General features: G+C 42.7%; 12 protein-coding genes. 8 read left to right on the top strand and 4 right to left on the bottom strand.

Annotated elements, in window-relative coordinates; translation table 11 throughout:
• Positions 1-2: 2 nt before the first annotated feature.
• Together rmuC and ACEN2L_RS17130 are read right to left on the bottom strand one after the other, a co-directional pair.
• On the bottom strand, positions 3-1,484 hold the full coding sequence (rmuC, locus tag ACEN2L_RS17135) for a DNA recombination protein RmuC (protein ID WP_441745337.1): 1,482 nt from the start codon (positions 1,482-1,484) through the stop codon (positions 3-5).
• A 96-nt stretch (positions 1,485-1,580) separates the two neighbouring features.
• A complete protein-coding gene (locus tag ACEN2L_RS17130) occupies positions 1,581-3,098 on the bottom strand; it encodes a fumarate hydratase (RefSeq protein WP_441745336.1) in 1,518 nt (505 codons plus the stop codon).
• A 180-nt stretch (positions 3,099-3,278) separates the two neighbouring features.
• Here ACEN2L_RS17130 and pabB point away from each other — a divergent pair, with 180 nt between their 5' ends.
• The 3 genes from pabB to ACEN2L_RS17115 all read left to right on the top strand — a co-directional run bounded on the left by pabB (position 3,279) and on the right by ACEN2L_RS17115 (position 6,777).
• Complete coding sequence (gene pabB, locus ACEN2L_RS17125; protein WP_441745335.1) at positions 3,279-4,682, top strand: aminodeoxychorismate synthase component I; 1,404 nt, start codon at positions 3,279-3,281, stop codon at positions 4,680-4,682.
• Positions 4,683-4,713: 31 nt separating this feature from the next.
• Positions 4,714-5,289, top strand: a complete 576-nt coding sequence (locus ACEN2L_RS17120) for a CoA pyrophosphatase (RefSeq protein WP_306021769.1) — start codon at positions 4,714-4,716, stop codon at positions 5,287-5,289.
• Positions 5,290-5,403: 114 nt separating this feature from the next.
• A complete protein-coding gene (locus tag ACEN2L_RS17115; protein WP_441745334.1) occupies positions 5,404-6,777 on the top strand; it encodes an L-serine ammonia-lyase in 1,374 nt (457 codons plus the stop codon).
• Between the two features lie 151 nt (positions 6,778-6,928).
• Here the strand turns inward: ACEN2L_RS17115 and cysB are convergent, their stop codons facing one another.
• On the bottom strand, positions 6,929-7,903 hold the full coding sequence (gene cysB / locus ACEN2L_RS17110) for an HTH-type transcriptional regulator CysB (protein ID WP_306021767.1): 975 nt from the start codon (positions 7,901-7,903) through the stop codon (positions 6,929-6,931).
• 308 nt (positions 7,904-8,211) lie between these two features.
• Between cysB and ACEN2L_RS17105 the strand changes: the two genes are divergently transcribed.
• Both ACEN2L_RS17105 and ACEN2L_RS17100 read left to right on the top strand, forming a co-directional pair.
• On the top strand, positions 8,212-8,844 hold the full coding sequence (locus ACEN2L_RS17105; RefSeq protein WP_441745333.1) for a sensor histidine kinase: 633 nt from the start codon (positions 8,212-8,214) through the stop codon (positions 8,842-8,844).
• Positions 8,845-8,908: 64 nt separating this feature from the next.
• Positions 8,909-9,673, top strand: coding sequence for a hypothetical protein (locus tag ACEN2L_RS17100; protein WP_306021765.1), 765 nt, complete (start codon positions 8,909-8,911; stop codon positions 9,671-9,673).
• A 10-nt stretch (positions 9,674-9,683) separates the two neighbouring features.
• Here ACEN2L_RS17100 and ACEN2L_RS17095 read toward each other — a convergent pair whose 3' ends face one another.
• The gene (locus ACEN2L_RS17095; RefSeq protein ID WP_441745332.1) at positions 9,684-10,580 is read right to left on the bottom strand and encodes a LysR family transcriptional regulator; all 897 of its coding nucleotides are present in this window, start codon (positions 10,578-10,580) and stop codon (positions 9,684-9,686) included.
• A 101-nt stretch (positions 10,581-10,681) separates the two neighbouring features.
• Between ACEN2L_RS17095 and ACEN2L_RS17090 the strand changes: the two genes are divergently transcribed.
• The 3 genes from ACEN2L_RS17090 (at position 10,682) to ACEN2L_RS17080 (ending at position 13,475) form a co-directional block, all read left to right on the top strand.
• Positions 10,682-11,386, top strand: a complete 705-nt coding sequence (locus tag ACEN2L_RS17090; RefSeq protein WP_441745331.1) for a CoA transferase subunit A — start codon at positions 10,682-10,684, stop codon at positions 11,384-11,386.
• A gap of 15 nt (positions 11,387-11,401) precedes the next feature.
• Positions 11,402-12,058, top strand: coding sequence for a CoA transferase subunit B (locus ACEN2L_RS17085; RefSeq protein WP_306021762.1), 657 nt, complete (start codon positions 11,402-11,404; stop codon positions 12,056-12,058).
• A gap of 67 nt (positions 12,059-12,125) precedes the next feature.
• On the top strand, positions 12,126-13,475 hold the full coding sequence (locus tag ACEN2L_RS17080; RefSeq protein ID WP_306021761.1) for a DEAD/DEAH box helicase: 1,350 nt from the start codon (positions 12,126-12,128) through the stop codon (positions 13,473-13,475).
• Positions 13,476-13,531: the final 56 nt, after the last annotated feature.

Raw genomic sequence — 13,531 nt, 5'->3', positions numbered from 1 at the left:
AGTCACTCTTCATCATCGTCTACCTGCGCTAACAGTTGTTTGTCGAGTTTTTTATTGGTTTGTACGCCAAGTTTTCTAAATTGCTCGGTTTGCCTGATTAGGTTACCTTTGCCCGTTGATAATTTATTCATGGCACTATCAAAGTTCTTCTGACTGGACTCTATCGCCTTACCTACCTTATCCATATCGGTTACAAAACCATGAAACTTGTCATAAAGTTTGGCGGCATTTTCAGCTATAAGTTGAGCATTTTGATTTTGATACTCATACTGCCAAATGTTATTTATGGTGCGCAGGGCGACCAATAAATTGGTGGGGCTCACCAACATTATATTGTTATCGAAGGCTAATTTAAGAATGTCCGGCGCATGGTCTGCCGCTAATAAAAAGGCCGATTCTATGGGGATAAACAACAGCACGTAATCCAAACTGCGCAATCCTTTTAAGTCTTGGTAATCCTTTTTGCCCAACTCTTTAATGTGACTGCGCAATGAATTCACATGTTCTTTTAAATGTAATGCACGCGCTAATTCATCGTCTTGTTGATTGAAATAACGTTCGTAAGCCGCCAAAGACACTTTTGAGTCAATCACCACATCTTTGTCATTGGGTAGATGCACCACTACATCAGGTTGATAACTTTTACCTGCTTCATTTTTTAACGCAACTTGCGTGTCAAATTCATGGCCTTCCCGCAGACCTGATTCTTTGAGTATACGTTCAAGCACCACTTCGCCCCAATTACCTTGGGTTTTGTTATCGCCTTTAAGGGCTTTGGTTAGCGCCGCCGCATCTTGGGTGATCTGAAGATTTAACTCTTTTAGCCCCATGATCTCGGTTTTAAGTGAGGCTCTCTCCTGCCCTTCTTTTACATATTGATCGGTGACTTGACGCTTAAAACCCTCAATCTGCTCTTTTAAAGGCGACAGTAAACTGTCTAAGCCAGCTTTGCTGGCCTGACTAAATTTTTCGTGTTTTTGCTCAAATATCTTATTGGCTAAATTCTCGAATTGACTTTGCAAACGCTGCTCAGCTGACTCAAGCAACTGCAGTTTTTCTTGACTGGCGATTTGCTCTTGTTCAAAACGCGCCGCTTGAGATTCAAGCTGAGTACGCAGCTCTGCAGCTAATTGATTTGCTTGCTGGTACTGGTGTTGCCATTGCTGTTTTTCATGCTCTAACTGACTCATGCGCTCAACCTGTTGGCTTAACTGGCCTAATCGTTTTTGGTCAAGCATTTGCTGATTGCGTGCTTGGTTTTGCTGTTCGAGCAAAAGAACGAGTTGTTTATCTTGCTGGCTTATTTGGTGTTGTAAGTGCTGTATTTCTTGCTCAGCTAAGGTTCGTTGTTGTGACAAACTATTTACCAAGTGCTTTTTAGCCATTAATCCTTTAACCAGCGCACCAAGCACACAGCCGAGAAGCACGAGCGCGGCGAGATAAATAAAAAGTAAGGGATCAGTGGATGCAGGTAAGTGTGGCATGTAAGACTCTTTTAAATAAAAGGAGAAACAGCAAGAACAAAGAAAAGAGGCCCGAGAAACAACAGTGGTTTACTCGGGCAAAAACAATAAAACTAATTACGCGTTTGCTTCAGCAATTTTGACTTTCCAAATAGCTGGGCCAGTTTCATGGGCATTAGCGCCCGTGCTATCAACCGCAACAGTGACTGGCATATCTTCCACTTCAAACTCATAAATGGCTTCCATTCCTAAATCTGCAAAGGCCACTACACGAGACTTTTTAATGGCCTTAGACACTAAATAAGCGGCGCCGCCCACAGCCATTAAATACACAGCTTGATGTTTAGCGATGCTTTTCACGGTTGCTGGACCACGCTCGGCCTTACCTATCATGCCGATCAAGCCTGTTTTTTCTAACATCATGTCAGTCCATTTATCCATTCGGGTAGCCGTAGTAGGACCTGCGGGTCCAACCACTTCAGAACCTACCGCATCAACAGGCCCAACGTAATATATAAAACGATTAGTTAAATCAACGCCTTCAGGCAAACCTTCACCATTTTCCATCATGGTTTGAATACGTTTATGAGCAGCATCACGGCCTGTTAACATCTTGCCAGACAACAACACCGTCTCACCGACTTTCCATTGCTTGATATCTTCTTTGGTAACGGTATCTAAATTCACTCTACGAGTGTCGTTACTTACTTCCCATGTCACTTTTGGCCAGTCTTCTAATTTCGGAGGCTCAAATGACGCAGGACCAGAACCATCAAGATGAAAATGCACATGGCGAGTTGCCGCACAGTTCGGAATCATCACCACTGGCTTTGACGCCGCATGGGTTGGCATTGACTTGATTTTAATATCAACCACAGTCGTTAAACCGCCCAAACCTTGAGCGCCAATACCCAGATCATTCACTTTTTTGAATATATCTAAGCGGAGTTTTTCTTCTGTTGTTTGCGCACCGCGCTCCATCAACTCGTGAATATCAACAGGGTCCATTAAGCTTTCTTTGGCCAGCACACCGGCTTTTTCTGCCGTGCCACCAATACCTATGCCTAACATTCCTGGCGGACACCAACCCGCGCCCATAGTAGGCAATGTTTTCACTACCCACTCAGCAATATCATCACTGGGGTTTAGCATAACCATCTTAGATTTGTTTTCTGAGCCGCCGCCTTTGGCCGCGATCATCACTTCGATATGTGCGCCAGGCACCAAATCAATATGCACAACTGCCGGCGTATTGTCTTTAGTATTGGTACGTTTACCTGCGGGATCACTAACGATGGATGCTCTTAGAGGATTATCAGGATTTAAGTAAGCCCTGCGCGTACCTTCATCAACCATTCCTTGAACTGTTAAATCAGTTTTATCCCACTGCACTGCCATACCCACTTTAACAAAACAGGTTACAATACCGGTGTCTTGGCATAAAGGACGCTTGCCCTCAGCCGACATGCGCGAGTTAATTAAGATTTGCGCCATGGCGTCTTTGGCCGCCTGGCTTTGTTCTTTGTCATAGGCTTTTTCAACTGCTTTGATGTAATCAAGTGGGTGGTAGTAAGAAATATATTGCAACGAATCTTCGATACTATCGATAAAGTCTTGCTGACGAATAACAGCCATAATTGCCTCTTAATATGCAAGGTTAATTGAACAACAATTGTCGTTCACAGGTTTAGGTTATGATAACCTCTGCAGAAAATTAGCTCCATGATAAATCAACACTTTTCAGTATTCTCTCTACACTTGTTTACCCTAAGTAATTGTGTTGTTTAATTAATATTCAGGTAATTGAAATAATCTATGTTGCAAACCCAAGTGCCTAAATTGGCCATTTATCCCTTAGCGATTCCTTCAACGGTCAAGCTCAGCACTCTTTTTAGCGCATTTTCAAGCCAAGCATGGTCCATATTGCTTGACTCTGCGAATAGCCAACATATAGATGCGCGCTTCGATATTATGGTGGCAAACCCTGTCGCCACTATTATTAACAAACAGCAACAAAACACGGTTTGGCAAAAAGACTACGTAAGCTATCAAACCAACGACAACCCTCTTCATCTTATTCAAACCTTGCAGCAAGCGTACTTTAACCTTATTCCCACGACAGATGAGCAGTATGCTGAACTGCCTTTTCTAATCGGTGCGGTAGGCTATTTTGGTTATGACTTAAGCCACTGTTTTGAAAACTTACCTAAACAAAAAATTACCGATTACCAAGCGCCAGATATGGCAGCAGGCATTTATACTTGGAGTGTCATCAAAGACCGTGTGAACGGCTTATTTTATCTTTGTGCTGCGGATCATTATCCTCACCCTGAGCCGCTATTTTTTGAGCAATTAGTGAAAAATGAAGGTAGCAAACCCTCTTTTAAATTAACGGGGGATTGGCAAGCAAACATGACCTCTGAATTTTATAAAGGTCAATTGCAGCAAGTTGATGAATATCTGCGCGCTGGAGATTGCTACCAGATTAATTTTGCTCAACGTTTTAGTGCACACTATGAAGGTGATGAATGGCACGCGTATTTGGCACTTACTGAAGCCAACAATGCGCCCTTTTCAGCGTTTATTCGCTTACCAGAATGCTGCATTTTAAGTATTTCGCCCGAGCGATTTTTGGCGGTTAAAAATGGCCACGTTGAGACTAAGCCAATCAAAGGTACTAGGCCACGCTCAGCCGATCCTGTAATTGATCAACAATCAATTGACCAGTTACTAAGCGCCGACAAAGACCGCGCAGAAAATTTAATGATTGTCGATCTCTTACGTAACGATTTAAGTAAGCATTGCAAACCTCATACAGTAAAAGTACCTAAGTTGTTTGAAATAGAAAGCTTTGCTGCCGTGCACCACTTGGTCAGCACGGTCACAGGTGAATTAGCCAACGACAGCTCCATCTACGCCCTTTTTCAAGGTGCATTTCCAGGCGGCTCAATCACTGGCGCTCCCAAAATTAGGGCCATGCAAATCATCAATAAACTTGAGCCTAATGAACGCAATATTTACTGCGGCAGTATCGGCTATTTTGGCTTTCGTGAGGATATGGACACCAGTATTTGTATTCGCACCTTGTTGTGCGAAAACGGTAACATTTATTGCTGGGCAGGTGGCGGTATTGTGCTTGACTCAGTACCTGGAGATGAATACCAAGAGAGCCTTGATAAAGTTGCAAAAATATTGCCTATACTCGCCAGCTTAGAGTAAGGTAAGGCATAATCATTGAAGTTAGTATGTGATGAATAAGCAGCAGTTTCTCAATCAATTTCACCATATCAGACAAGTGACCGCTGAACACGACTTTCCTTTAAAAGAGGCCGGGCGCCCTGCCTCTGTTCTTATTCCGATAGTTGAATATCCCGACAGTTTAAACGTGATTTTTACTGTGCGTGCTGCTCATTTAAAACACCATGGTGGACAGATCAGTTTCCCAGGAGGCAAACAAGAACCCACCGATAAAAATTTACTCCACACAGCGCTGCGTGAAACCTACGAAGAGATTGGTATTTTTCCTGAGCAAGTAGAAATTATCGGCCAGTTGCCCCTGTATCGCACCATTAGTCGTTATGAGGTTGTGCCTTTCATCGGTTTTGTTCAGCCGCCCATTCAATTGCTACTTGATCATAATGAAGTAGCACAAACTTTTGAAGTACCGCTAAGCTATTTATTGGATCAAAATAATCATCTTATTCATTGGGTTAAACGTAAAAACGCCCATTACCCTGTTTATTTTATTCCCTGGCAAGATAAAAACATTTGGGGGGCAACAGCTGCTTTTATACGCAATTTAACCAATCACTTTTACATTGAATAGCAACTATTCTTTACGCCTAGGGCTGAACGACTATCACCTTGTCATTGCGCAGGTTATTGTCGGCTCATCATATTCCGCGCACAATTAGTTAATTAAAGGATGTGAAGAAATTTTATGATCAGTGTGTTTGATATGTTTAGTATTGGTATCGGCCCCTCTAGTTCTCATACAGTTGGCCCGATGCGCGCAGCAAAAGCTTTTTGTGAAGCTTTACAAGAAGCGGGCCTATTGGAAAAGACCAGCGAAGTCAGAACTGAGTTGTTTGGCTCTTTAGGCCAAACCGGTAAGGGCCACGGAACCGGTAAAGCCGTTATTTTAGGTTTACTAGGCCATGCACCTGAAACCATTGATAGCTCCCTCGTAGATGGCTACTTAAGTGAAATCCAGCAGAGCCAGACCTTACTGCTCAATGGTCTTAAATACATTGACTTTCCATCAGATGGAGCTGTCATTTTTCATCGTCGCAAAACGTTAAAACAACATGCCAATGGTATGACCATACACGCTATGCATGGTAAGGACGTGTTATTTTCACAAACTTACTTTTCAATTGGTGGCGGCTTTATCATTCGCGAACAAGATTTCGCTGAGCAAAAAGTAGCAGCCCTCTTACACGAAGAACAAAAAGTGCCTTTTGATTTTTCCAGTGCCGCAGAGCTACTGTCTATTTGCAAAGAAAATGGCTTTAGCATCAGTTCGTTAATGATGAAAAACGAGCAAGTATTTCAAGCAAAAGCCGAAATCATCAAAAAGCTGTGGCACATTTGGCAGGTCATGTATGAGTGTGTGCAAGTGGGGATTAATAGCGAAGGCATATTGCCGGGCGGCTTAAAAGTCACACGACGCGCCCCAGGTTTATATCGTCGTTTGCAAAGTGAACAAACAGCTGACCCTATGGTTGCAATGGATTGGGTGAATTTATTTGCGCTGGCGGTTAACGAGGAAAACGCTGCCGGAGGCCGTGTTGTTACCGCGCCCACCAATGGCGCGGCAGGGATTATTCCTGCCGTGCTTTGTTACTTTAACAAGTTTGTTAGACCCGTAGACCAAGAAATTGTCACACGCTATTTATTAACCGCTGCGGCCATCGGTATTTTATATAAAAAGAATGCGTCAATTTCTGGTGCCGAAGTAGGCTGTCAAGGAGAAGTGGGTGTTGCATGTTCGATGGCTGCGGGCGCCCTTACTGAAATTTTGGGCGGCTCTGTGGATTCAGTAGAAAATGCCGCCGAAATAGGCATGGAGCATAACTTAGGCCTAACTTGCGATCCTGTTGGTGGATTGGTGCAAGTTCCTTGTATAGAGCGCAATGCCATGGGTGCTATTAAGGCAATCAATGCTTCACGCTTGGCACTGAGAGGCAGCGGCCAACATAAAGTATCTTTAGATAAAGTGATCAAAACCATGTGGGATACAGGCAATGATATGAAATCAAAATACAAAGAAACCGCTCGTGGTGGATTAGCGGTTAATATTATTGAGTGTTGATAAAAGTAGCAAAGCCCTGCGCAGCATGGTTCAACAACACATAATAACGCTAAGGCAATGAAAAACGGCGTCTTTTTAAGCAAAGACGCCGTTTTCTGTTTTACTCTTTGCTTTTAGCCTGCTAAGCGAAAAGACGGGCTACACGCTATTTTCACTTAACGGGTAGCGTTAAGCCTTTAAACATTTTTTCTACTTCTTCATTATTTTTCAACATCATGGCTTTTTCTACCACTGATTTTGTTAAATGAGGGGCAAAACGTTCAATAAAATCATACATATAACTGCGCAAGAACGAACCTTTTCTGAAACCGATTTTAGTCGTACTGTATTCAAATAGGTGACTTGCATCGATTTTAACCAAATCAGAATCTAGTTTTTCATCGACCGCCATAGACGCGATAACACCAATACCCACACCTAAACGGACATAGGTTTTGATAACGTCTGCATCCGTTGCAGTGAAGACAATTTTTGGATCAAGGCCTGCTTTACTAAAAGCATGATCCAGTTCTGACCGACCAGTAAAGCCAAAAACGTAGGTCACCAGCGGGTATTTGGCGATGTCTTCAATTTCAATCGTGGTTTTTTTGGCAAGCGGGTGATCGCGATTCACGATGATACTGCGGTTCCAGTGGTAACATGGCAACATCACCAAATCGTTATATAAATGCAAAGCTTCGGTTGCAATAGCGAAATCAGCTTCGCCTTTAGCGGCCAAATCACTAATCTGTGACGGCGTGCCCTGATGCATGTGCAGTGAAACGCGGCTGTATTTGTTCATGAACCCTTTAATCACATCAGGCAAGGCGTAACGTGCTTGAGTGTGGGTCGTGGCAATATTTAACTTACCTTGATCTGGCAGCGTATGCTCACGCGATACCGCTTTGATACTTTCTACTTTGGCCAGAATTTCTCGTGAAATATTAATAACGTCTTGGCCTGCATCCGTCACATGCGTCAGGTGTTTACCGCTACGGCCAAAAATCTGTACACCAAGTTCGTCCTCCAACATCCTAACTTGCTTACTAATACCGGGCTGAGAGGTATATAAGCTTTCTGCTGTGGCGGAAACATTGAGGTTATTGTTTAAGACCTCAACGATATATCGAAGTTGTTGTAATTTCATGGCGGAGCCTTGCTGTTGACCTGCGGGGATTCTTTATACTTAAAGGTTATATAACGACGACAAAATGAATTCCATATTATTTTAACAAATCGCCCTATTTATTCTTAAATAATTTATTTTGAATTTTAAAAATAGAGCAACGAAAAACGCTTTTCATGTTAAAAGATGGTATAAATCGTTGTTATGTCAAGAATACTCCAGTTATATGCTAGTGTATTCATCGAACTGAAAATTAATTAATTTTGCCCATGAAAAATACTGACAACAGCATAGATTTCGCCACAGTGCTAGCCTCAGCAGTACATGATATGAAAAACTCACTGTGCTTGCTTATGCAATCTATTGAAGATTTATCTGAGTCAATTGGCCATGAAAACCAAACTTCAGCTCATCATCTGGCATCTGCACATTATGAAGCATCAAGATTGAATACTGGTCTAGTTCAGCTTCTATCTCTTTACCGTGCAGGATTAAACAGTTTGCCGGTAAATATCGATCAGCACTATTTAGAAGATATAGTTGATGAAATATTGGCAACCAATGAAAGCTATTTACAGCACAAAAAAATTAATTTAAAAGTAGAGCAGACAGACAATTTGGCTTGGTTCTTTGATGCAGATTTAATCTGTATCTTGCTTAACGACATGCTTATTAATGCAATGCGTTACAGTAAGCACAATATTTTGCTGCGGGTTTACAGTGAAAATGAAAGCTTAGTTTTTACTGTAGAAGACGATGGCCCTGGCTATCCTGAATCGATGTTGGCAGCGATGGAAATTACCATGCAACATTTTGATATTAGTCAGGGTAGAACAGGACTCGGCCTGTTCTTTGCCCGCTTAATTGCGCAAGCACATACAAAAGATGAAAAGCAAGGCGCTATTAGCTTAGAAAACGGTGGATCATTAGGCGGTAGCGTATTTACGCTAAAGTTACCCTAGGGTTGTTACGATAACCTATTGATAATAACAATATTTAGGCATGAGCCTTAATGAGAATTAATACGTGTTCCCTATAATAGTCATTTTAATTATTGCCTTGGTTTTGATTGCCGTTGTAGTCAATGCAATCCAGCAACACCGCAATAAAGTCGAGCTTGAACGACGCAATGAATTAGCCAAACATAAGTCTTTAGTTGATGACACTGAAGCGACGCTTTTGGCAGCTCAGCATATTCCAGTGACTCAGCGTCTTCTTTACATATTGCAGCGTCGAACCTTATTTAGTCTTAAAATGATTGAGCATTTACAGCCCACCGCCACGGATATAAAAGAACGCATTAAATCCTACGAAGCTACTTTAAAGGCCTTAAACGTTGAACAAGCACCTCCCTCAGATGACGCTTTTCAATTGCCACAAAACGACAAGCAAGTTGTACTGTTTATTCGTGGTATTAAAAATATGCGCGCAGTGCTACGTTCAGAATTTAAACGGGGCAAAGTAGACAGCCGTGTATTTGTGCAAGAAGATAAATTGCTTGAGCGTTTACAGTTGCGCGCTAACGTCGATACTCTGATTAGACGGGGTGATGTGGCCATTAAAAACAATCAAATGGGCTCTGCCAGACAATGTTTAGAAAAAGCCATTGGCGCCTTAGCAGCCCAACCAAACCAAGATGATTATACCATCACTCGTCAAGCCCAATTAGAAGAGCAATTGCGTGGTATACAAGATTCATTGCGCAGTGCCAATAGTAAAGACGTCAAAAAGAAACAAGAATCTGAGCGTAATGAACTCGATGAATTATTTGCCCAGAAGAAAAAATGGTAGGCAATAAGACTCAGTGAAAAGACTGAATATTGTCTATTACCCATTGCCAAAATGCCTCTCCTGCTGCAGACAAATTTCGCCGACTCGATTGAATCATGCCCACCTGTTTACTCAAACCACTATTTTTTAACTCTAGCGAATGCATACCTGAGCCTAACATCTGTTGTTTACATAAACATGGCACCACCGACACCCCTAGCCCATGGCTAACAAATTGTCCCAATGTCGCTAATTGACCAGCCTCGGCCACCACATTTAAATTAAAGCCAAGCTCTTGCACATGACGCTCTATCCATCCGCGCATCGCTGAATCTTTATTCATCGCAACAAAAGGATATGCCACGATATCTTGCCACTCAATATTTTCGAGCTTTGATAAAGGATGCTGACTTGGAAAAATCACCATAAAATGATCTGTAAATAACGGAAAGAAAATCGTGCCTTCTTGGCGCTCGTGTTCAAAGGTAAAGCCAATTTCTACCCTTCCTTCACGCACTTCTTTATAGACAGATTCCATTACAATATCCGCTATGGATAACTTGATATTGGGAAACTGAACTTGATACAGCTGCAGTATCTTTGGCAGTTGTCCGGCTGCAAAAGACGGCATAGCAGCTATTGCTAATTTACCTCGCCCCAACGAAAATAGAGTATGCAAGTCAGCGAAAGCTTCCTCCCAGTCATTCATCAATCTTAATGCAACAGGTAAAAATACGGCGCCCTCAGGACTGAGTTCAACCTTGCGGGTGGTGCGAGTAAATAAGGTACCACCCAGTTCAGTTTCCATTTTTTTAATCGCGCTTGATAACGCAGGTTGGGTAATAAACATTTTTTCAGCAGCTTCAGCAAAGGTTGCACACTTAGCAACACAAATGAAGGCCTGTAGTTGTCGATTAGAAATATTCATTTTATTAATAGATTTTATTTATCAATTCACTCATTAAATTAATTTTACTATTATTTTTTAGCATTTACACTGTATTAACAAATTAATAATTGGATCACGACATGGCTGGATTTAATAAAGTTGTTCACTCATACGCTGAAGCAATGGCGGGCTTAGAAAATAACATGACCATCATCGCCGGTGGCTTTGGACTATGCGGCATTCCTGAAGGTTTAATCTCTCAAATAAAAACCATGGGGACGACAGGACTCACCGTAGTATCGAATAACTGTGGTGTCGACGGTTTTGGTTTGGGTCTGTTACTTGAACAAAAACAAATCAAAAAAATGATTTCATCTTATGTAGGTGAGAATGCCTTGTTTGAACAGCAATTACTCAACGGCGAACTTGAGGTTGAACTTACCCCACAAGGCACTCTTGCTGAAAAAATGCGAGCAGGTGGTGCGGGTATTCCGGCTTTCTATACCGCCACCGGGTACGGCACCCCCGTAAGCGAAGGCAAAGAAGTCAGAGAATTTAACGGCCGCCCCTACATTATGGAAGAGTCGATTACCGGAGACTTTGCCATTGTTAAAGCTTGGAAGGCCGACCGTTATGGCAACTGTGTTTACCGCCATACGGCACAAAACTTCAACCCCATGGCTGCCACAGCGGGTAAAATTACCGTACTGGAAGTTGAAGAACTTGTCGAACCCGGTGAACTATCACCGAGTCAAATTCATACGCCAGGCATCTACGTTGACCGCGTTATTGTGGGTCAGTTCGAAAAACGCATTGAACGCAAAGTTCTTTCTTCATCATTGTAAAAAGAGGTAAATCCAATGGCATTAAATAGAGAACAAATCGCCAAACGTGTCGCCCAAGAATTTTGTGATGGAGACTACATTAACCTTGGCATCGGCATCCCTACTCTGGCAGCTAACTATGTACCAAAAGGCATTGAGGTGATGTTACAGTCAGAAAATGGCTTACTCGGAATGGGGGCCTACCCCACAGAAGAGCAAGTTGATGCCGACATGATCAACGCCGGTAAAGAAACCGTCACTGCAGCCACGGGCGCGTCAATTTTTAGCTCAGCTGAAAGTTTTGCCATGATCCGTGGCGGTCATGTTGACTTGACCGTACTCGGTGCCTTTGAAGTCGATAGCCAAGGTAATATTGCATCGTGGATGATTCCCGGCAAACTAATTAAAGGTATGGGCGGAGCAATGGATCTAGTGGCTGGTGCGCGCAATATTATTGTCACCATGACCCACGCCGATAAACATGGTAATTCGAAATTACTTGAAGCCTGCACGTTACCGCTAACTGGGGTTAATTGTATTAATCGTATTATCACTGATCTAGCGGTACTAGAGGTAAAAGACGGCGCATTTCATCTACTTGAACGAGCACCTGGTGTGTCAGTGGAAGAAATCGTTAGTAAAACTGCTGGCAAATTAATAGTGAAAGAGACCACCCCAGAGATGCAAGTGTAAAATTAGCTCCCCCTAAGGGGCGTTTGCTGAGTATAATTGCAATATTGACGATATAGAGATAGATCTTTTGCAATTTACTGACTTACCGCTGCACCATTCATTATTAAAAGCATTGGATCTCAAGGGCCTAACCGAACCGACTGAGATCCAACAACTTGCTATCCCTTATGGCTTAATGGGCCGTGACCTTATCGCCTCATCTAAAACAGGCTCAGGCAAAACCTTAGCGTTTTTATTACCAGCGGTTCACCGCGCATTAACCAAACCGGCATTAAGTCGCAGAGATCCAAGAGTATTAATCTTAGCGCCTACTCGCGAGCTAGCGAAACAGGTGTTTCTGCAATTAAAGGGCTTGCTGGGCAAGCAATCGCTGCGAGCTGCATTGGTTTTAGGTGGCGAGAATTTTAATGACCAAGTGAAAGCGTTAAAACACTACCCGCATTTTATTGTGGGTACGGCTGGACGAATTGCAGACCACATTGCCGGCAAGTCTTTATATTTAAATGGTTTAGAACTTCTGATAATGGATGAAGCTGATCGCATGCTCGATTTAGGTTTTGCTCCTCAATTGAAATTGATCGACAAAGCAGCCGATCACAGAAAACGCCAAACCATGATGTTTTCTGCCACTTTAGACAGTGCCGAGTTACATCACCTCACGCAAACCCTACTCAAAGCGCCGCAAAGAATTAGCGTTGGCTCGTCCGGTGAAGAACATACCGATATCCAACAACGTTTCTACTTTGCCGATAACGTGAGGCATAAAGAAGCACTGCTGAGCAAAGTCATTACCGAGAAAACCTATCGTCAAATTATCATTTTTACCGCTACACGTACTGATACCGAACGTTTATCAAGCCTATTAAACGAGCAAGGTATGCACAGCATCGCGCTAAGCGGTGATTTAAGCCAATCACAACGCAGCAATATCATGAATGAGTTTAGCCGTGGCCAACAACACATTCTAGTTACCACTGATATTGCCTCCAGAGGCTTAGATCTCCTTAATGTCTCTCTGGTAGTGAATTTTGACTTGCCCAAATTGGCGGATGAATATGTGCATCGAGTTGGTCGTACTGGCCGTGCAGGTAACAAAGGTCAAGCAGTATCGTTTATTGGCCCAAAAGATTGGTCTAGCTTTGTGGAAATTAAAGGCTTGTTAAATCAGAGCATTGAATTGAGCGAAATAGAAGGCCTCGTCGCTAAATTTAAGGGTCCACGGGTGCCTAAAGCCAAAGCCGCTTTAGGTCCACACGATCCCACTAAAAAATCAGTTCAAAGCGAGCAGAAAAAGGCAGCAAGACCTGCGCAAAAACGGGTAAATACTATGCAAGGTGTTGATGCAGGGCTTACCCCACCAAAACGTAAACCCAGAGCGAAAGTCGAAGACATTGAACAAGACGACGAAGAAGAATAAAAAAAAGGCGGATTAACCAACAGGATAGTCCGCCTTTTTCTTAATCGTGTATCGCT

Source organism: Flavobacterium sp. W21_SRS_FM6 (assembly GCF_052119645.1).
GTDB lineage: Bacteria > Pseudomonadota > Gammaproteobacteria > Enterobacterales > Alteromonadaceae > Paraglaciecola.
The sequence above is the reverse complement of the archived record's forward strand: the minus strand, read 5'-3'. Positions and strand labels throughout refer to the sequence as shown.